Source organism: Paenibacillus sp. LS1 (assembly GCF_026013365.1).
Classification (GTDB): Bacteria; Bacillota; Bacilli; order Paenibacillales; family Paenibacillaceae; genus Paenibacillus.
On record NZ_JAPDOE010000002.1, the window covers coordinates 877,523 to 899,482 of the forward strand.

Genomic DNA, 21,960 nt, shown 5'->3' on the forward strand with positions numbered 1-21,960 from the left:
GAGGAACAATGCCTGAAGCTATGTGTAATCCAATGAGAAGTTTTATATTAAACCGATGAATAACTACCCCATAAACCTTACATTTGAACTTTTCCCAGCAGCTCCAATACGCCCATTTCGCTCTTCTTCCTGATCTGCCAGCGTAGCATCCTGCATCCCGTTCTGTACCTTCACGGTTAACAATACAGCAATTCCCGCGACAAAAAAGAAGATGAGTGACAGAATGCCCCAACGCGTGGAACCAGTGATCTGCCCAACATAACCAAACACAAACGGACCGAAGATCGAAGAGAATTTGCCTGTAATATTCACAAAACCAAAATACTCTCCCGTTCTGCCAGCTGGCATCAGATTGCTAAACAGGGAACGAGCTGTGGATTGACTCACACCCTGCACGACACCAACCAGCCCAGCGAGTATATAAAAGTGGCTCGCTTGTGTCATGAAATAACCAAGAATCACAATACATATGTACACGGATAAACTCACGATCAATACCTGCTTCGCTCCCCAGCGCTGTGCCCATGCTCCCAATAACAAGGTGCACGGAAATCCGATGAACTGTGTCAGCAGTAGTGCGAGCATCAAGTCGGCTGTACCAATACCAATACTTGTCCCATAAATCGTAGCCATCAGAATGATGGTATTAATGCCGTCATTAAAAAACCAGAAAGCCACCAGCATACGGATTAACTGGGGAAAACGCCGCATCTGACGGAAGGTTTGCCGCAGTCTGCGAACGCCCACGACGGCGTACCCTTTCCATGATCCAGGCATGTCCGGTGATGCAGGCCGTCTCGGAGCATGGCGAAAGATCGGTATTGAGAACAGCAACCACCACAACGATACGGAGATGAACGCAAGCCTTGTACCTGCCAGTGTGCTGCTCATTCCGAACCAGCCCGGTTGCTGAATCATCAGCATATTCACGGCAAGCAGCAAGCCTCCGCCAATATAACCATAGGCATACCCTTTGGAGGATATCATGTCCCTTCGTTCCACCGGTACCAGATCCGGCAGCATCGCATCGTAAAAGGTGTTACCACCCGCGAAACCAATCGTGGATATGACCAGCAACGCGGAAGCAAGGAACCAGTCTCCTTCTCCAATTGCGCTGAATCCCAATGTGGCAAGAACGCCTATAATTGCAAATACACGCAGGAAGTCGCCCTTACGCCCTGACAAATCAGCTAATGTACCAAGCAGCGGTGTTAGCAGCGCTACGCACAACATGCCAATGGAATGTGTGTAGGCCAGGTAGGAGGCGGCGGTATCCGTATCCAGCGTTGCTGCAGCCACCGAAGCATAGAATACGGGCAATACCGCTGCCAGTACTGTTGTTGCATAAGCTGAATTAGCCCAATCATACATAATCCAAGCCTTGATCGCCTTTTTATTCACATGAATCCTTCCTTTACATGCATCTCTATTAAATGATTGATGCCTTTCTCCTATTGTAAAGGAAGGATATCACACTTGTTCACTCTTTCTGTAAAAAATGGAGCAGGTTCTGTTCTTAAGACTCATCTTACCTCCGAGGTGAACTTGCGTAATTGTATCATTTTATATCCACTCTCATCACATATCGTCCTCGCCCGTGAATATACTTAATTACCGACAGGCCAAACTGTGCCGCGTAATCAATGGGGGGTGCCTACATGTCAAATTCACACCAGCCTTACTCGTTCGTCGTGTCGAAGGAAGATTGGTCGCTTCACCGCAAAGGGTACCAAGACCAGCAGCGCCATCAGCAAAAGGTGAAAGATGTCATCAAGCAGAATCTGCCTGATCTGATCACGGAAGAAAACATCATCATGTCTGATGGAAAACAAATCATCAAGGTACCGATCCGCAGTCTGGATGAGTACCGTTTTGTGTATAACTACCAGAAGCAAAAACATGTCGGTCAAGGAGACGGTGACAGTCAGGTCGGAGACGTCATCGGTCGTGATCCCGCTGCCTCGCAGAAACCCGGCAAAGGCGAAAAAGCGGGTGATCAGCCTGGTCATGATATTGTGGAAGCTGAAGTTAGTATTGAGGAACTGGAAGATATGCTCTTCGCTGAGCTGGAATTACCCGATCTGAAGCAGAAAGATAAAGACCTGATTGAGACACATACGGTGGTATTCAACGATATTCGCAAAAAAGGCATGCAGTCCAATATTGATAAGAAACGTACCATTATGGAGAATCTGCGCCGCAATGCAACGACCGGTACGCCAGGCATCCATCATATCAGTCCGGATGACCTGCGCTACAAAACATGGGAAGACAAAATCATTCCGCAATCCAACGCCGTTATTATTGCCATGATGGATACTTCGGGGTCCATGGGTTCATTTGAGAAATACTGCGCGCGCAGCTTCTTCTTCTGGATGACCCGTTTTCTACGCCGCCAGTATGAGAAGGTCGAGATTGTTTTTCTTGCCCATCATACGGAAGCCAAGGAAGTGACCGAAGAAGAGTTCTTTACCCGTGGCGAAAGTGGAGGCACCATCTGCTCCTCTGTATATATGAAGGCACTGGATATTATTGACAGTCGCTACCCTCCTTCCAGCTACAATATCTACCCATTCCACTTCTCTGACGGGGATAATCTGACCTCGGATAACGAACGGTGTGTGAAGCTGATTGGTGAGTTAATGAAGCGCAGCAACATGTTTGGGTACGGCGAGGTGAATCAGTACAACCGTAGCAGCACACTGATGTCGGCTTATCGTCATATCAAGATGGATCAGTTCATGTATTATGTGATCAAAGAAAAAGGCGAAGTGTACAAAGCTTTGCGCAGCTTTTTCCAGAAAAGGGAAGGAGGCAGCGTTAGATGACAGATGAGATCCGCGACCTAGAATACGCCATTGCCGAGATTATGGAGATTGCCGATGGATTTGGCCTGGATTATTACCCCATGCGGTACGAAATCTGCCCATCGGATATTATTTATACATTTGGAGCCTACGGCATGCCGACCAGATTCAGCCACTGGAGCTTCGGCAAAACATTTCATAAGATGAAAATGCAATACGATTTTGGACTCAGCAAAATTTATGAGCTTGTCATCAACTCCAACCCTTGTTATGCCTTCCTGCTGGATGGCAATTCCCTGATTCAGAACAAATTAATCGTAGCCCACGTACTGGCACACTGCGATTTTTTCAAAAACAATGCCCGCTTCTCCAAATCCAATCGTAATATGGTCGAAAGTATGGCAGCTACAGCCGATCGGATCAGCAATTATGAGATGGAGTACGGAACGGAAGCGGTTGAAGCATTTATCGATGCCGTGATCGCGATTCAGGAACATGTGGACCCACAGCTGATAAAACCTCGCCATTTGGACAAACAACGTTACATGGAGATGAAAATGCGGGAGCAGCGCGGTGAGAAAGCTCCACGGCCGGAAGGTCGCTATGATGATTTATGGTCACTTGACGTCGTGCAGGCCGAAGAAGCACCAGCCGAAGGCATACAGGTCCATCATTTCCCTCCTGAACCGGAGAAGGATGTTATGTGGTTTATTCAGGAATTTTCGGAAGTGTTGACCGACTGGCAGCGGGATATCATGAGTATGATGCGTGAAGAGATGTTATATTTCTGGCCACAGATGGAAACCAAAATCATGAACGAAGGCTGGGCATCCTACTGGCATCAACGCATTATACGGGAGCTCGATCTGAACAGTGAGGATACGATCGAATTCGCCAAGCTCAACTCCTCCGTCGTGCAGCCATCCAAGCAAAGTCTGAATCCGTATTATCTGGGACTGAAGATTTTCGAGGATATTGAACGCCGCTGGGATAATCCAACCCGTGAAGAACAGGAACGTTGGGGTCGTAAACCGGGGCAAGGTCGTGCCAAAATGTTCGAGGTGCGTGAATTCGATTCCGATACCTCCTTTATCCGCAATTACATGACCAAACAATTAACCGAAGACCTCGACCTCTATGTATTTGAGAAAAAAGGTCCGGACTGGAAAATCACCGACAAGTCCTGGCAGAACATACGGGATCAGCTCGTATTCTCACGTGTCAACGGGGGCTCCCCTTATCTGGTTGTGCAAGATGCTGACTATCTGCGGACCGGGGAACTCGTGCTGAAGCATCAATATGAAGGCATCGAGCTGGATCTGAAATATATGGAACGCACCCTGCCTTATCTGTATCGCCTCTGGGGACGTACCGTACATGTGGAAACACGTGTCGAGGATAAACCGATCTGGTTTACGTATGACGGCAAGAAGCACCACCGCAAGTTTCTATGAGGTTTAAATAGCCCTTTCCCTTTTGAAAAAGAAAACCTTCGTATCACGCATGAAGGATGACGACATATCATAAAAACACAAAAGCGGCAAGTTCCCGACATTCACGGGGACTTGCCGCTTGGCATTTATAGGATTAGGATTGTACCGGTGATGTTCCATTACCCTGCAACCGCAGCGGTACAAAAAAGTCATGCTCCACTTCACTTGCCGGCAGTGGACGACTAAAGTAATATCCCTGAATCTCGCGGCAATCATTCTGCATCAGAATATCCAACTGACCTTTCGTCTCAATGCCTTCGGCAATGACTTCCATCTTGAGATTCTGTGCCATTGATATAATGGTCGCCACAATCGCCTGATCGCTGTGACTCTCTGTAATGTCCGTCACGAATGAACGATCAATCTTGAGCTTGTGAATCGGGAAGTGCTTCAGATAACTGAGTGAACTGTATCCCGTACCGAAATCATCCAGGCTGATCTTGACACCCAGTGCTGTCAGTTCGTTCAGGATCGCCGTGGATACTGTTGCATCCATCATCATGCTCTCTGTAATCTCCAGCTCCAGGTATCGAGCATCCAGCCCTGTCTCATGGAGTGCATTCTTGACCTGTTCTACCAAGTTGGATTGATGGAACTGCTGGCTGGACAAGTTAACCGATACCGGAATGAGCGGTCCCCCACTGGCATGCCAGAGTTTCATCTGCCTACATGCTTCCCGCAGTGTCCAGTTGCCAATCTCATAGATCATGCCTGTCTCTTCTGCAAGCGGGATGAACACATTGGGTGCGAGCAGACCTTTGAGTGGATGATTCCAACGAATAAGAGCCTCCACACCAATCATACGACTATCCTCGGTACGAATCTGCGGTTGATAGTACAGGACCATCTCATCGCGCTCCAATGCTTTACGCAGATAACCTTCCAGCTCAATGCGTTCATAGAGTTCCGAATCCAGTTGTGCGGTGTAGAATTGGAATCCATTCTTGCCGTTCTTCTTCACTTCATACATGGCGGAGTCCGCATGTTTCAGCAAAGCATCCACTCCCGCACCATGATCGGGATACATCGCAATTCCGATGCTGGCTGTCACGTAAAAGTCATTTTCCTTCAAGCGATAAGGTAATTGAATGGCTTCCACAATCTGTTTTGCAAGTGCTGCCACTCGTACCTCTGTCGCTTGATCATGGGTTACAACTAATGTGAATTCATCCCCGCCCATGCGGGCCAGCATAACATTCTCCATAGCCATCGGATCAGAAGCTTTTATGGCTGTCATGATCCGGTTGCTAACTTCTCTTAGAAATACATCCCCAATGGAATGTCCCAGCGAGTCATTAATCATCTTGAAACGGTCTATATCCATGACCATAACGGCAAAAGAATTTCCTTTTTCTTCAGAATCTTGGATCGTATAAGCCAGCACTTCATCCAACTTGCGCCGATTCGGCAGCCCCGTCAGCGGATCATGCAAAGCTTGGTGACGAATGCTCTCCTGAGCCTGCTTCTCCTCCGTGATGTCCTTGATCAGAATGTGACTCCCCACATGTTTAGCATCAATGACAACAGGAACAACAATAATACTCAGGTCCAGAAGTTCACCCTGTACGTCCCTCATCTTGGCCATATAGTGCGCCTGCTCCAGCCCATGATCATCCCAGTCAATGGAATCAAATTCACTGATCCACTCGATATCGATCCGCTGAGCAATCTCATCAATGGAACGATCCATGACCTCTTTTTCAGGGTATCCGGTGATTGTTGTTACGGCAGCATTAATACCTTTGACAATGCCTTCCTTGTCCACGGAGATAATGGCATCGGAATGGTTATGATACAAGGCCTGGTACCACTGCTCATTCTCATGAATCCGTCGATCCTTCTGAGACATTCGCTGATTAATAAATATGCCGAACAACGTCAAGCCCAATGCAATAAACGTGCCCGATGCAATCAAATAGGCGAGAATACCTGGCTCAATCTGCATCCCTGAACTTGCCATCGAGCCGTGTGAATGATGGAACTGTGCGGCTGACATTCCGGTATAGTGCATTCCGGAGATCCCCACCCCCATAATAAGACCGCTACCCATCTTGTAAACCCACGTATGTCTGGATTGACGATAACGGAAGAAAAACATGAGCCACAATGCCGCAAATGAAGCAATGGCTGCAATCAGAATGGACAACACCACTCTGCCTGACTCATACGTTACAGGGGTCGACATCGCTGCCATGCCCACATAATGCATCGAGCTGATCCCTGCTGTCATAAGTACGCCAGCAATCATAAGCTTGCTTATCTTGCCGGATTGTCTGCCTGCAATGTTCAAGGCGACACCCGATGCGATGATAGCGAGTAGAACCGACAGAATAACCTTACCGGTGGAATAGGAGACTTGCGTAGGCAGGACAAAAGCAAGCATACCTACGAAATGCATGGACCAGATTCCCAGACCCATAGAGACTGCGCCGCAGGTAAGCCATACATTCCGTGCCATCCCGCTAGCCTGACTTACACGGCCTGCAAGATCAAGCGCTGCGTACGAAGCTAACGATGCAATAATATAGGATAAAATAACAAGTTCTAAGTTGTACGTACCATGTAGGTGCTCCACTCACTCTGTCCTTTCAACCGGGAAATGCCTCATATGTATGCAAAAATGTAAAAAAGAAGCGAGTGCGCTGTCTGGATGACAGGCACTCCCTCCGCATCATTTGACTTGTTAACACAGACTTAGTTCAAACCAGTGTCATACATCGGAACCCGTTTAATATGAATGTATATAGTCTAAACGTCCTAGCCTTGAAAATCAACACTTATTTCCAGAAATACGGATGGTTAATAGCTGACATTTTCATATTCAAATACAGATCTGAATATTCTATTTGCGAGTCAGCAACAGACTGCCAAAACCGGAGGTATCTTGATACGAATTACCTGATGAATCACTCCAGATGGAGACACTGCTTCGCTTGCCATCCCCGGCGCCATCGTCATTAACCTGAAGATCGAATCCGATCCATTTTCCCCCTTCACCCAGAACACTTTCCAGTGGTATTGCCACTTCAACTGTGTACCCCCCACTGGTTAGTCGAGTGGCTGATTTGAAGCTTTCCTTCTGTGCATTTCCTCCAAACGAACGCTCATTATCAAAATTAACCCGGTACTGGGCGTCATCCTCCTGGTAATATGTTGTCTGATCTTTGCTTGGGTCGATAAAAATCTCGATCGAATCCTGCTCATGGGCATTGGAGCTTAATTTGCTGCGCAAAGGATCTTTCACATCTGCCAATACGTACAGGTATTTCTCATCCCATAACAGTTGTGCAGTCGCCGTTGCACCAGAGTTACCGATTACCCAAACATCCGTTTTAATAGACGCAGCCTTTTTCCAGATGTCATCCTTTTTTGCATCAATTACAGGTTTGCCATAAGTAACCTTAGTTTGTTTCAAGACAGAACCCAGCTTCAGTTTACCCCGGTTGACTGGTTTATCAGGTTGCTGATTGGAAATATCATTCCATACGATCGTAGCTGTCTTTCCAGCAGCATGTTCATCCGTAATCCGGAAATCCAGAGACAAGACCTGCCCTTCGGTAAGTAAAGCAGCTGACATAGGCAGTGATACGTATACAACATAACCCGTTTTTGTCTCCTGTACGTTGTAAACATTTTTATCCTTGCCTTTACCGCCGTCCCGTTTGAACGTATATTGACCATTTGCAGACGGCGGATTTTTTTTCTTGGCTGTTAGATCAACTTCAGAAGTTGCAGTGCCCGTACCCTTTACTTCTTCGGCGAGGAAAACTTGCACCTGATCACCTTTACGACGTGTGGTATCCTTAACTTCTACCCGCAAATTCACCTTTTTGGCATCCCATAGCACTCTAGCTTCACCGGTAACCCCGGAAGTACCATCTGCCAGATGATTAATATTTAGCCCTCTTACAGCACCCCAAAGAATATCTTCCTGTCCTTTGCGATCCGGCAGAGAAGGGCTGGCCTTAGGCGCTGTCCATTCATTACGATAGATCGGAAGCGTGGTAGCATCCACCAGTGCCCAATAGGCCGGTTTTGCTTTTAATTTACGATCAAATAACAATGGTGCATCTTTGCGTCCTTTGACTGGATGGTTGTCAAGCCATGTACCATCATCCGCAAGTCCCCATACAGTCACACTGTCCATTACACCGCGTTTGCCCAAATCTTCGAACAAGTCGAACAGTTCACGATAACGATAAGCTTGTTGCAGCATTAATTCATCTGTGACAGGCATCTCCAGTTCAGAATTACTTGAATATATCGAAACGTCCAGCTCTGTCACCTGTACATTCACACCAAGAGCGATCACTTTCTCAAAAGCCTCACGAATGAGCTTTACATCCGGTCCGTACATCGACACATGCATCTGGAACCCCACCGCATCAATCGGTGTCCCTTTAGCCAGCAGTTTCTCTACAAGCTTCACCATATCATTCAGCTTGTTTCCATTGCCCTCCATTCCATAGTCATTAATCACCAGTACAGCATCGGGGTCAGCCTCACGTGCATATCGGAAAGCCAGTTCAATGTAATCACTATCATCTCCGTCGCCATCCACATCCCCAATAATATCTCTCCACTTGGAATTACTGGCCCCATTCCGCAAGCCGCCTCCATCGGAGATTACTTCGTTAACGACATCCCATGTATGAACCTTTCCTTTGTACCGGGTCACGATGGTCTGGATATGAGTTTTCATCCGCGCAAGCAACTGTTCCCGTGTGGCAGGTTTCGATGCGTCATTCGGATCGGTAAAGAACCACTCCGGTACCTGACTGTGCCATAACAGCGTATGTCCTCTGACCTCCATATCATTTGCTTCGGCGAAGTTTACCAGACGATCCGCCTCTGACCAGACAAATTGTCCTTCCCGAGGCTGCATCGCATCCATTTTCATAAAATTACCGGCTGTAATGCTATTAAAATGTTTCGTCAACAACTGGGAATGCGGATCTTCAGATTCAAGTGCAGATTGGTCAATTGCCGCTCCCATTGCATAATATTGTCCCACGACATCCACTAAATTAGGAATGTTCGGTTCTATTTCAATTTTTTCGGCTGCCGTAATCAGAACATCATCCACGTAAAAAGGAATCGTATCTGCCGGCGTCACTTCCGCTGACGTCTTCCATGGAGTCTCTGCATAGATTCGGAATCCGGTAATACCGCTATTTTCTCCCGGGATCATCACATCGGCCTCGATTTTTTTCCATTGCCCTTTGTTGAGGGTAGCAGAGGCAAACGTAACATATTCGCGACTCGAAGCGTCATTATTGTACTCTTTCTCCAGTGAACCGTTAATGACCTGACTGTCAGGTCCTTCATTGTACATGGCCCAAAATGAAATATGAACCGTGCTGCCCTTCTGTACATGGTTTATCACTTCAATTAAGGGTCCGTGGAATGTTTCGGTACGTGATGAGGTTCTCAGGCTGTGTGCACTGTCGTGGCCCACTTCCGTCACGATATCAAGCTTCTCACTCGCACGTGGACGCCATTGTCCCAACAGACCGTCCTCAAAATTAGCCTCAAATAGCGGTTCATCATCGCCTGTCTTAATGTCCGCAGCCGCCTGAGCATGCGCCTCTCTTGTGCCCATACTTGGGAACAGACTGAAGATCAATACTGCCGACAAGCACAAGCTCCACCATTTTCTCAAATGCATCTGATCTCCTCCTTGGTTCGTTTTTTGTAAAGAAAACCTTTGCTCTGCCATGTGCCAGCCCTTTACAAGATCGTTGTGCAGCATGGGATAGACGCTAATGGACAGAAAATTGTAAGCACTTTCATTATACGATTGCCAGCAAACTTTGTTTACCCGTTAAACTATAGGACTTGCACCACTCCATAAACCATATGTTTCCATATGAGATATAGAACGACAAAAAGCACAGCTTATTAGCTGTGCTTCATGTAAACATCTTTACTATTTACGTTTTTAAGGGTGCTGTTGTCTGACGGATCACCAGATTGGAGGGTTCCGTAACGACGGGAGGAGAATAAGCCGGGTTCTCGATCATGGCAATCAGATATTCGATGGACTTAATGCCAATGGAATAGATATTCTGATTCACCGTGGTCAATCCTGGTTTGAACACCTCGGCATAATACGTGTTGTCGAATCCAACAACCGAGATATCTTCTGGTACACGCAGTCCATGCTTTTCAATCTCATGAATCGCACCAAAGGCAGACATATCCGAAGCACAGACAATCCCCGTTGGTTGATCCTGAAGTGCCAACAATCGTCGGGCAGCCTTGCTTCCCCCGTCGAATGAATAATCGCAGACTTCCAGATATACCGTAGAATACGGAATACCACATTCTTTCAGCCCTTCCCGATATCCTTCCAATCGCAGATTGGCTACGGCAGGTCCAAGGGTGCCTGAAATATAGGCAATTTTGTGATGCCCAAGCTCATGCAAATGTTTGACACTCATGGAGATCCCGTTTGCGTTATCCGTTGTAATGTATCCGGCACGCTTGCCTAACATGTCTGTATCAACAAACATCGTCGGAATTTCCGCATCCACCAGTTCCTGAATACTCGCGTTTTCTCTGCCTTCCCCGAACACTACAACGCCATCCACATTACGACTGCGGCAATGTTTGATGAACGAGTATGTCGGGTCATCGAATCGAGTAGACAAACGGACAAGATCATATCCACTGTTCTCCAGCGCAGTCTTGATACCTTCCAGCAACTCCGACACAAAAGGGTTCGTAAACGGAACCGTTAACAATACGCCCACCGTCCATGAACGGCGTTTGACAAGTCCACGTGCGACCACATTGGGTTGATATTTCAATAATTCGATGGCTATATTGACTTTTTTGCGCGTTTTTTCACTTACATCGGGATAATCGTTTATCACTTTGGAAACGGTTGCAACAGATACTCCCGCTTCCTTGGCCACATCATGGATAGAAGCCATCTGATCACCTCAACCTCTTTCAAATCCCCTGTCTCCGGCTGCATTTTCTATAACATCGGCAGGTTTGTCTACCCATTATAGCTTAAAACAGCCTGAAACGGTATGGAAGCTTCCTAATGGTTTTAACGTCTATTCCTGCTGTTCCAGTTTCTTCAAATCCAGAGACAGTTTCTCCATTGTTGTAGCAAATACAGCAAGTTCAGCTGAGCGTGAAGCTTGACTCCGTGCACCGCGGGACGTATGATCCGACTCCTGCTGCACACTGCTCAGTTTCTTCATGATCTGTGCCAGATTAGACTGAATTTTACCCTGAGCATCCCGGGAACTGGCCGCAAGCTTGCGCACCTCACTGGCGACCACTTCAAACCCTCGTCCAAACTCTCCTGCATGAGCAGCTTCAATCGCTGCATTCAGACCGACAAGATGACTCTGATCCGATATCTCGCGAATGAGTTCACCCATTTTTCCAATCTGATTGATCTCCCCAGTCAATTCAGTGAGCAGAACTTGAGCCTGATCCTGAGAAGCCGCTGTTTCTTTGGCTACACTCGAGATCGCCAGGGCATTTTCATTTAATTCACTAATCATGCCCGTAAGTTCTTGCGTAATCTGCGTGATCGCCTGTAATGTATGTTGTTGATCATCGGCAAGCTGAGATAATTTTTCTTTTTCTTTCTTCTCATAGGCCTCAAGGACAAGCTGTGAATCCAGATTGAACATTTTGCTAAGCGCCTGGATGACCAGATGCCAGGAATCAGGGATAACCTGTTGGAATATGCTTGTTGCGATATCTAGGTAGACCATATAGGAGCCCAGATAATAATCTTCGGACAGACCAATACGGGAATGCACAAGTCCAATCGCGATCCGTTGCTCAATATATGCGTCGTCCACGACCCCGTCCGTCATCGATAACCAGTACATCTTCTGTGTTTCTTTGAGACGATCAATGGTAGAGAATCGGGCGATCAGATCAACCAATTCAGGATAATTCCCCACATGATTGTAGAAATGATCCACCACTTCATTAACGACTTTTTTAAAAACAGGCCGATGATCGGCAAGCAGGGTTAGATCCCCTGCGGTTAATCCCATGTAATCAAGTTGCTTCTGTCTTGTTGCGGAAATACTGCTCATATCTGGTTCAGTCAGCTCCTTAATAAACACTATATTACTTTAAATTGTAAATATATGTATCGATTATAGACTAAAATACCTAAATATACATATACCATTAGAACTAATTCTCTTTAAAATTAACCTTATTTGTCAGCTTTTTAGATGTATAAGATCCTCATCGAACTAAAAAGGCCCCGACCCTGCTGTGAAGGAGCCTCACAGCAGGCATCAGGAGCCTGATCCGGAATGGTTCGTTGCCGATTAGCGATTAAGCAGACTGCCCACATAACGTAACAGTTCATTCGCGCTGGCTGCGGTATATCCATGTTCCTCAATTAACCGTTTGATCACTTCATTCATACGTTTCAATTGGGTGGCATCCGGTGTTTTGGTTGAGGTTGTGATCTTGACGATGTCTTTCAGGTCAGTAAACAACTTCTTCTCAATCGCTTCACGCAGACGATCATGGCTGCTATATTCGAACTTGCGCTCCTTGCGGGAGTATGCCGAGATTCGGATCAGAATCTCTTCCCTGAATGCTTTCTTCGCATTTTCGGAGATCCCGATCTGCTCTTCGATGGAACGCATCAAACGCTCATCCGGGTCCATCTCTTCATCCGTGAGCGGATCACGAATTTTGGACCAGTTGCAGAATGCTTCAATGTTATCGAGATAATTCTCGAACAACGTTCTGGCCGACTCTTCGAACGAGTACACAAATGCTTTTTGCACTTCCTTCTTAGCCAGTTCATCATACTCCTTGCGTGCAAGAGCGATAAAGTTCAGATAACGCTCCCGCTCTTCCTTCGTAATCGAAGCATGCTGGTCCAGACCGTCCTTGATGGCCCGTAGAATATCCAGCGCGTTAATGCACTGAAGATCTTGCTTGATCAAAGCACTAGATATCCGGTTGATGACATACCGTGGGTCAATGCCAGACATCCCTTCATCCAGATACTCATTTTGCATCTCGCGCAGATCAGCTTCTTTGTACCCTTCCACTTCTTCACCATCATACATCCGCATTTTTTTAACGAGATCCATGCCCTGTTTCTTTGTTTCCTTCAAGCGGGTAAGTATGGAAAAAATGGCTGCAGTCCGCAGTGCATGCGGTGCAATATGAACATGCTTCATGTCACTTTGCTGAATCAGCTTGGCATAGATTTTCTCTTCTTCGGACACCTTCAGATTGTAAGGAATCGGCATAACAATCATCCGGGACTGCAGTGCCTCATTCTTCTTATTGGAGATAAACGACTTATACTCCGATTCATTCGTATGCGCCACAATCATTTCATCCGCACTAATTAAGGCGAAGCGTCCTGCTTTGAAATTACCTTCTTGCGTGAGCGACAAGAGATTCCACAGGAATTTCTCATCACATTTCAACATCTCCTGGAACTCCATCAATCCACGATTCGCCTTGTTCAACTCCCCATCAAAACGATAGGCACGTGGATCGGACTCGGATCCAAACTCCGTAATGGTGGAGAAGTCGATACTACCGGTCAGGTCGGCAATGTCCTGTGATTTCGGATCAGATGGACTGAACGTTCCTATCCCCACCCGATTATCTTCGGAAACAAGGACCCGTTCCACCGGCACCTTGCTGATATCACCACCATATTCGGTACGCAGTCTCATCTGGCAGGATGGGCAAAGGTTACCCTCAATGCGGACTCCGATTTCCTTTTCCACTTCAGGACGAAGCTCCAGTGGAATCAGATGCAGCGGTTCCTCGTGCATCGGGCATCCATCAATGGCGTATATGGCACCTTTCTCTGTCCGTGAGAACTGTTCAAGCCCCCGCTTGAGCAGCGTCACCAGCGTCGATTTACCTCCGCTTACGGGACCCATCAGGAGCAAGATCCGTTTACGTACATCCAGACGGCGTGCTGCCGAGTGAAAGTATTCTTCGACCAGCTTTTCAATCGATCGATCCAGTCCGAAGATCTCCTGCTCAAAAAACTTGTACCGCTTATGCCCACCTACTTCTTCCACGCCAAACGATTCAATCATCTCATACACTCTGGCGTGAGCCGTCATTGCCGGAGTCGGGTCCTCTCTCAGCATCGCAATATAATCTTCAAATGTTCCGTTCCATGTCAAACGGTCACTCTCTGCCCGATGTTCCGCAACGCGTTCAAAAATATTCATGCTTGGTACCTCCCATGGCTCCTTTAGTGTGATTGTCAACCATTCCGAATGGTATGAAGAAATCAATAGAATTGCGGCTCCTGCTTGAATACCAATCTCGCGGTCCTGTTTAGTCCCGCCACCCTCTGTCCAAACGTCTTGTTTTGTTGTGAAAAGTGTATTACATACCTATGCGGCAATTCGGATAAGTTGACCTCTTTTTTTCAATCACCCGCTTCGAATTTTGGCTTTTCCCTGTTCTATCAGACATCTTGTGCCTTCAGAAAAAAAAGAACGAATATGATATAATGAGGGTTCTAAATTCAGGAAACCGGACAACACATGGTCAGAGACAGGCCACTTCAGGAAAGGAGCACGGACGATGGCAGTGCAATACGAAACTGAATTATATTCGCCTGTGAAGGCTTTCTTCGAGCAGCGCGGCTTCGACGTCAAGGCGGAAGTCAGACATTGTGACCTCGTAGGGGTCAGATCGGACCAGGACGAACCACTGATTGTGGAGATGAAAAAAACATTTAACCTCTCCCTATTGTTGCAGGGTATGCAGCGATTGAAGCTTAGCCCGTTCGTGTATCTGGCCGTCGAGCGCAATCGCAGCAAACGCGGAGCCGTGAACCAACGCTGGAGCGAACTGACCGCACTATGCAGACAGCTTGGTCTGGGGCTGCTGACTGTCACATTTTACAAAACCAAAGCTCCCCTGATTGATGTACTGTGCGAACCATCTGCCCAGACGGCCCTCAATAGCCACAATCAAGTTACCCGCAAAAGCGGTGTTCGGCGGAAACGCTTGCTCAAGGAATTCGACGAACGCAGCGGAGACTACAATACGGGAGGCAGCACACGCAGACAGCTGGTCACCGCATATCGTGAGAAGGCCTTACGTGTCGCATCCGCTCTACGAACGAACGGAGAAGCCTCTCCGGCCAACCTTGCCAGACAGACAGGTGTAGGTTCTGCCGCGGCGATTCTGCAAAAAAATTATTATGGCTGGTTTGAACGCCTCTCCCGCGGAAAGTATATTCTGACGATCAAGGGAGTACAGGCGTTAACCGAGCATGCACACATGCTTGAGGATAATCATATGATTGAACGAACCATTAATGAACTTGATGTAACGTATACGGGATCTGCTGACAACCAGGACGACCTTGCACACATCGCTGAAGCAGCAGAGCAGTACTTGAAAAATACAGGCCATATCTAATTCGGAATCATCTGACGTAAAGGATGCGAAAATATGAGAACACAAAAAAACACCTGTAATCTCCAGTGGAGACTACAGGTGTTTTTGTATGTTCTATATAAAAGAATGCTATTAGAATTTTACTGCTACTTCGGAAGCCAATTTCAGACCTGCAGTAACGATTTCTTCAGCACGATCTGCAGAAGCGTTATGTCCTTCAACGATAACTACTTCTGGGCTTTGAATGCCCCACAAGCCGAGAACTGTTTTCAGGAAGTTCAGGGACATTTCAGCAGCTGCCATTGGGCCTTCGGAATATACGCCACCACGTGCGTTAAGCAAAGCTACTTTTTTGTCGCCAGCAAGTCCTACAGGACCTTCAGCAGTGTATTTGAATGTTTTACCAGCTTGGCTCAGGTAAGCAATGTAGTTTACCAATGGAGCTGGAACAGTGAAGTTCCACAGTGGGAATGCAAATACAACTTTGTCAGCTGCAAGGAATTGATCTTGCAATTGTGCTGCAAGTGAAGCTGCTTTTTGCTCGTCAGCTGTCAGTTCAAAACCGTTAGCTGCTTTGTAAGTACCAGTGATTGCAGTGTTACCGTAGAATGGGAATTCTGTATTGTAGAGATCCAACTCAGTAACTGTGTCACCTGGGTGGGACTCTTTGTATGCGCTCAAGAATGCATCGTACAATTTAACGCTGACTGCTTGATCTGCAGGACGGTCATTTGCTTTTACGAATAAAATATTAGACATGTTGAATTTTCCCCCGTTAGATAAAATATATGAGCGCTTTTCCTGAACTCGCCACAATTGCAGCTTATATAAAGAAACCAACAACTCATTAATTCATATTATATATAAAAATGTTAGTGGATGCAATAACGTAATCACGATGTTCATGAACCAATTTGCAATTTGCTACAATCTATTTTCGATTCGACTCAGCTGCGAGCCGTAAATTCGGATATCGCTTCACTGATCAGGTTCATGCCGAGCAGCAATTCATCGCGTCCCGGATGGCTAAAGTTCAATCGAATGTAACGTTGATCCTGTACACCTGTGGAGCATAGCGATCCTGGAAGAAAAGAAACTCCTTTGGGCAGAGCCGCCTTGAGCAGAGCACCACTGTCCAATCCTTCCGGCAACTGTACCCACAGATACATACCGCCCTCAGGGATGTTGTACTGACACCCTTTCCAGCCTGGTCTCTTCAACAGTTCAAGCATCAGTTTGAGTCTTGTCTTATACTCCCTATTCAGCATGGACAGGTGATCACTCCATCGAAAAGGGGAATGGGCGAGCAGTTGATACAACAGCCGCTGATTCATCGGACTGGACTGACCATCTGCAATCCGTTTAACTGAAGCCATGGCCTGAATCAGCGCAGGATGTCCAGCAGCCCATCCAGTCCGAAGAGCGGGCGCTACCGTTTTGCTAAACGAACCGATGTAGAGAACATGTCCACCCTGGTCGGCAGTATCCAGTGCAAAGAGTGAAGGATATTTACGATAGAATTCCGCTGGCTCAAGACCATCGAAATGAAGCTCTCCATAAGAATCATCTTCCACAAGCAGTACACCATAGCGCGAACACAGCTCAAGGACAGCCTCCCGCCGCTCCATACTCCACAAAGCACCGGTTGGATTCGAGAAGCTGGGTGCGGCAAAAAGCAGCTTCGGTCTCACCTGCTGCATGTGCTGCTCCAAAAGGTCTGGCAGTATGCCGTCCCGATCACCCATCACGGGCACAATCTTGGCTCCTTGCATCTCCAGAACCTCAAGGCAACCTGGAGATGTAGGATGTTCAACCAGTACAGAGTCCCCTGGCTCAAGTAATAGACGCATCACCAGATCGATGGCCTGCTGCGTACCAGTCGTCAACAGAATCTGCTCGGGTACCGTTCGTATGCCTTTGCGTGCATTCCAGTCTTTGTTCAACCACTCTCTTAAGGGTGTGTAGCCTGCTGGCTCTCCATATTGCAATGCGGAGGGGCCTGAACTAAAGACAGACACCGCTGCTTCTTCCAGCAATTTGAAAGGAAATAACTCCTCCGCAGGCAATTCCTCTGCCAGAGAAATGAAATAATCCCTGCCAGACATCTCACGTATGTCCCTCAGCGGTGATGACAAAAGCCTGTTGGTACGGGAAGCAAAGAAATATTTCATCGATCCGATCCCCTTTCATCCCTATCGAAACTGAACTCGTAGTTCGCAGCCCTACAACCTATTCCTGCTCGCCATCGAATATGACCGGATGTGCACCTGACCTGTTATGAGGATGGGAAGAACAAGCCTGTCTTGTCAGGATACCGTCTTCGTCTGCCTTGCATGCAAGGCATAACGTTCAATGGCCTGTGCTCTGCTGCTTACTTCCAGCTTCACGTATATTTTACGCAAATAATTATCAATCGAGCGCCTGCTAACGTTGATCTCACTCGCTATTTTATCATAGGTTACACCCTGAACAATTCTTTCCATGATAAAAGTTTCGGTTTCGGTTAATTCAATGATACGTTCTTCGGTTGGAGACTCCACGGGTTGCGCCCACTCCGCACTATTTAACCACGATAATGGAATGGATACATGGCCCTCACGTAACCCCGAGATCAGATGAATCAGCTGGCTAGGGGAAGCCTGTTTGGATAGCATGCCGCTTGCACCAAGACTCATCAGATGACGAAACAGCTTCACATTGTCTTCATCTGTCAAAATGATGATGTGACTGTGTGCTGACAGATTCTTCATCTGGGCAATATATTGATCTGCCTGGCCCTCTGGAAGTCGATAATCCATGAGAATCAGATCAGGCTGGTGAATGTTCACCAGATCGAGCCCTTCTGTTCCGGTCGAAGTCATGCCACGTACCGTCAGATCCTGCTGCTCTTCCAAAATCAATTTTGTACCGAGCATGCTGGTGGGGTGGATATCTACGATGACCACCTGCCATACTTTTTTCATTGTTGTTCCCCCTGTTATGTATTGGACAAATAACTTCTACCTTCTGCCATGATGATTCCATCGTCTATGCGACAGTCCGAGTATAGAAGAAGCATAGGTCGGATTATGTCGAAAAACAGAAAAACACAGGATATAGCTGTAAAAAAAGCTCTATTTTCACTGTATTTTGTTATAAAAACACCATGACGTTCCTCTTTCCATGCCCGGAAAGGTCAAAATATAGTATAAATTTCCTGCATTTCTATCTAAAAAAGTCGAAAAACCTGCCCAAAGTTCCTACTTATTGCATCTATAAGAAATTGTATCCTAGGACTTCCTTCCGATGCAATCTCTTTTTACTCTATTAAGTAAAGAATTTCATTTTTGCGTAATCAATAGGGGCATGATAGAATGAGGACTGGAAAAATTTTTGTACCTATAAATGACCAGGAGTGATGATATGAAACCATCTGCCCCGCCCTCTGACATCCATCACACCCGGAGCGCCAAAGGCAAGGCCGGATCTTCAATCAAGCTGTTTCTGGTAATGTGGATTGTTCTCATTGCACTAGGAGTCGTTGGAACCTACTATTATAGTAACCATCTCCAGCAACAGATGATTAACCAGCTTCAGGCCCATAATCAGCAGCAGATTGCAGCGCTAAAAACCGACTACGAAAAGCAGCTAACAACGATATCGAAGGAAGTAGCAGACCTGCAAGGACAGGTGCAATCCTTCAATGAATTGCTGACTTTTACCAAGGATAATGCAAGTGACAAAACGGATAACAGCAACAAACTGTATACCCAGCTGAGCGAAGTCAAAAAACAACTGGAGACACTCCAGAAAAAGATGGACCTGCTCAAATGATTACACCCGTCAAACAGGTTAATCGTTTTTTTATGCTTGCACTCGCTCCTTTTGTTGGATTGATATTATGCCTGCTGCTGCTTCGTCCTCCACTTGAACCCGGAGGTTTGATTCCTGCCGAACTGTCAGAGGACACGATTACACCCCGGACCCAAGCAATTAGCCAAGAGCTTGCCGGGGCAAAAGACACTGCTGTCCAAACTTCTTCTTCTATTAAAAGAACAACGCAGCTCTATAATAAAACAACAAGTACGATGTCTACACTTGTGCAGAAGGCTACTGCTCAGGCGGATCGCCCAGAAACCATTTATAACAAGCGTATCTCATCCAAGCTGGGCGTTCCATTTGAACGGGTAGACAGTGACCGATTAACAATTGAAATGTACAGAGTGAATCCTGGCAGCTATAAGGGCTATGCCATGAAGATTAAGCTTAAAGATCCTACGGCCATGCAGATGGCTCTGGACAGCGAACCTGGACGGTCTGAGACGACCATGCAGGCTGTAAAGCGTAACGGTGCAATTGCCGGGATCAACGCAGGCGGATTTGCTGATAGTGGTGGCAAAAGGTATCCTCTCAGCACAACCGTCATGGACGGGAAATACGTGAATGGTTTTCAGGCCAGTTTCAAAGATCTGTTCTTTGTAGGACTTAACGATGCCGGCAAGCTGGTCGGAGGCAAGTTCTTCGACAAAAACTCCCTGGATCGCCTGCAACCGCAATTTGGAGCTACGTTTGTGCCTGTGCTACTACAGAACGGGCGTAAAACCGCGATTCCCGCCAAATGGAAGGTATCCCCCAAACGAGCACCACGTACGGTCATTGGCAATTATAAAGACGATCAGTTATTAATCATTGTGGTCGATGGGTATAATGAGGGCGGAAGTTCCGGTGCTACCCTTGAAGAGTTACAAGGACGGTTGTACAAGCTCGGGGTCATCGACGCCTATAATCTGGATGGCGGTGGATCTTCCTCGCTTATTCTGAATAATCGGGTTGTGAATAACCCCTCAGATGGCAGCCTCAGACCGGTGCCCACACACTTTTTATTTTACAAATAATAGGGTGAAGCATTTCTTTTCTACCTATAATGGTTATAATAGAAGAAAATGAGCTTGTGCAGGAGGTGCGAAGGGTATGTCGTTTTCACTGACATTCTGGATTATTGCAGTCGTATTGACTCTCTTCATTACAGGCATTCTCACTTCATCCTACAACAATGACAAAACAAAAGGTCTGTAAAGGCCAAGCCTCTCTCCCGAGAGGCTTTTTTTAATGCTTCACCCTCGAATAGCAAGAGACAAGGCTTAAAAGAATGATACAATTCTTCTAAGCCTTGTCTCTTGGTGTACCGGGATCAATAGCTAACCGCCCGATCATTCCGTATGGATATCACAGAATCAGAATGAATAGGTCCACTCACCGACCCACCTTCAACCAATGTTACGTAAATTCGTTCATGGTCGACGGGTTCGCCAGCGATAATTTTGATTAATTGTTCGGCAGCGAGTGATCCCCACTTGCGTTTGGAATAATCAATGCTTGCCAATCTCGGCTGTACGTATTTGCTCAGTTCAATATTGTCGAATCCGATGACATCAATCTCCTGCCCAACACCAAGTACACTTTCCGCCAGACGATCACACAGGCCAATGGCCATCTCATCATTGAGGCAGAATACCGCTGCGGGTCCATCATACACCTGTACAATCTGATCTGCGGCTCGTTCTCCACCACTCTTCTCAAAATCTCCCGTGATCTCAATCCATTCCACATCGGCTTCACGTTCAGCGACCTGTCTTACGGCCTTCAACCGCTGCACAGAGTCAAACGAACCTTCCGGTCCCGTCACCACGTAGATCTTCTTGTGTCCCTGTTCAATCAGATGCTCCATCGCAAGTGTAGCCCCGGCTTTGTTGTCCAGCAGAACCTGATTAATGTTGGGATGATCCATCTCACGGTCCAATACAACGATTTTGTGCCCTCGATCGGCATACTGCATCAGTTCCTCACTCGCAAACGTATGATCCAGAATGATCGCACCATCAATCATCCGTTCTGGAAGCATACGATGGGATTGTTTGCCGCTGCACACGATCAGGTCATAACCTTGAGCATTACATACAGCTTTCATGCCACTCAGCAAATCTCCATATACATCTCCGCTAAAATCGGTCAAGAATACACCCAGAATTTTGGATTCCCTTTTCTTCAGTGTTCTTGCAGCGGCATTGGGAACATAGTTCAGCTCTTTGGCAATGGCCAAAATTTTGGAACTCGTCTCATCGGTCACTTTGTTGCTGCCATTCAGCGCATATGACACAGTAGAGATGGAAACTCCCGCCTGTTTGGCGATATCCTTGATACTGACCACATTCTTCGCTCCCCTGTTATGTTTATCAGGCCTTCCATAACGAAAGGCCTGACACATTACTATTTCCATCCCC

The 21,960-nt window shown here is 46.8% G+C and carries 15 protein-coding genes; 5 read left to right on the forward strand and 10 right to left on the reverse strand.

Annotation, left to right across the window (positions count from 1 at the left end; genetic code table 11):
- Positions 1–63: 63 nt before the first annotated feature.
- Positions 64–1,401 (reverse strand): MFS transporter, encoded by a 1,338-nt coding sequence (locus tag OM416_RS13320; protein WP_264929922.1) that lies wholly within the window; start codon positions 1,399–1,401, stop codon positions 64–66.
- A gap of 257 nt (positions 1,402–1,658) precedes the next feature.
- Between OM416_RS13320 and yhbH the strand changes: the two genes are divergently transcribed.
- Positions 1,659–2,828: a sporulation protein YhbH gene (gene yhbH / locus OM416_RS13325; protein WP_062833500.1), complete on the forward strand. Its 1,170-nt coding sequence runs from the start codon at positions 1,659–1,661 to the stop codon at positions 2,826–2,828.
- On the forward strand, positions 2,825–4,261 hold the full coding sequence (locus tag OM416_RS13330) for a SpoVR family protein (protein WP_264929926.1): 1,437 nt from the start codon (positions 2,825–2,827) through the stop codon (positions 4,259–4,261). The genes yhbH and OM416_RS13330 overlap by 4 nt, the downstream gene beginning before the upstream one ends.
- A 133-nt stretch (positions 4,262–4,394) precedes the next feature.
- Here the strand turns inward: OM416_RS13330 and OM416_RS13335 are convergent, their stop codons facing one another.
- From OM416_RS13335 to OM416_RS13355, 5 genes are all read right to left on the reverse strand, one after another.
- Positions 4,395–6,875 carry an EAL domain-containing protein gene (locus OM416_RS13335; RefSeq protein WP_264929928.1) on the reverse strand — a complete coding sequence of 827 codons (2,481 nt, stop codon included), beginning with the start codon at positions 6,873–6,875 and terminating at the stop codon, positions 4,395–4,397.
- Between the two features lie 267 nt (positions 6,876–7,142).
- On the reverse strand, positions 7,143–9,968 hold the full coding sequence (locus OM416_RS13340) for an endo-1,4-beta-xylanase (RefSeq protein WP_264929929.1): 2,826 nt from the start codon (positions 9,966–9,968) through the stop codon (positions 7,143–7,145).
- A gap of 265 nt (positions 9,969–10,233) precedes the next feature.
- Entirely contained in the window at positions 10,234–11,238 is a 1,005-nt protein-coding gene (locus tag OM416_RS13345; RefSeq protein ID WP_264929931.1) for a LacI family DNA-binding transcriptional regulator, read from the reverse strand.
- Positions 11,239–11,367: 129 nt separating this feature from the next.
- Positions 11,368–12,375, reverse strand: a complete 1,008-nt coding sequence (locus tag OM416_RS13350; protein ID WP_264929933.1) for a globin-coupled sensor protein — start codon at positions 12,373–12,375, stop codon at positions 11,368–11,370.
- A gap of 243 nt (positions 12,376–12,618) precedes the next feature.
- On the reverse strand, positions 12,619–14,514 hold the full coding sequence (locus OM416_RS13355) for a PrkA family serine protein kinase (RefSeq protein WP_264929935.1): 1,896 nt from the start codon (positions 14,512–14,514) through the stop codon (positions 12,619–12,621).
- A 361-nt stretch (positions 14,515–14,875) separates the two neighbouring features.
- Here OM416_RS13355 and OM416_RS13360 point away from each other — a divergent pair, with 361 nt between their 5' ends.
- Positions 14,876–15,721: a DUF2161 domain-containing phosphodiesterase gene (locus OM416_RS13360; protein ID WP_264929937.1), complete on the forward strand. Its 846-nt coding sequence runs from the start codon at positions 14,876–14,878 to the stop codon at positions 15,719–15,721.
- Positions 15,722–15,832: 111 nt separating this feature from the next.
- Here OM416_RS13360 and OM416_RS13365 read toward each other — a convergent pair whose 3' ends face one another.
- The 3 genes from OM416_RS13365 to OM416_RS13375 all read right to left on the reverse strand — a co-directional run bounded on the left by OM416_RS13365 (position 15,833) and on the right by OM416_RS13375 (position 18,663).
- Entirely contained in the window at positions 15,833–16,459 is a 627-nt protein-coding gene (locus tag OM416_RS13365) for an FMN-dependent NADH-azoreductase (RefSeq protein WP_264929939.1), read from the reverse strand.
- Between the two features lie 188 nt (positions 16,460–16,647).
- The gene (locus OM416_RS13370) at positions 16,648–17,871 is read right to left on the reverse strand and encodes a PLP-dependent aminotransferase family protein (protein ID WP_062833492.1); all 1,224 of its coding nucleotides are present in this window, start codon (positions 17,869–17,871) and stop codon (positions 16,648–16,650) included.
- A 135-nt stretch (positions 17,872–18,006) separates the two neighbouring features.
- A complete protein-coding gene (locus OM416_RS13375) occupies positions 18,007–18,663 on the reverse strand; it encodes a response regulator transcription factor (protein ID WP_264929941.1) in 657 nt (218 codons plus the stop codon).
- A gap of 439 nt (positions 18,664–19,102) precedes the next feature.
- Between OM416_RS13375 and OM416_RS13380 the strand changes: the two genes are divergently transcribed.
- A complete protein-coding gene (locus OM416_RS13380) occupies positions 19,103–19,513 on the forward strand; it encodes a uroporphyrinogen-III C-methyltransferase (RefSeq protein ID WP_062833490.1) in 411 nt (136 codons plus the stop codon).
- Complete coding sequence (locus OM416_RS13385; RefSeq protein ID WP_264929945.1) at positions 19,510–20,574, forward strand: phosphodiester glycosidase family protein; 1,065 nt, start codon at positions 19,510–19,512, stop codon at positions 20,572–20,574. The genes OM416_RS13380 and OM416_RS13385 overlap by 4 nt, the downstream gene beginning before the upstream one ends.
- A 296-nt stretch (positions 20,575–20,870) precedes the next feature.
- On the opposite strand, the gene OM416_RS13390 is transcribed toward OM416_RS13385, so the two are convergent.
- Positions 20,871–21,887 (reverse strand): LacI family DNA-binding transcriptional regulator, encoded by a 1,017-nt coding sequence (locus tag OM416_RS13390; RefSeq protein ID WP_264929947.1) that lies wholly within the window; start codon positions 21,885–21,887, stop codon positions 20,871–20,873.
- Positions 21,888–21,960: the final 73 nt, after the last annotated feature.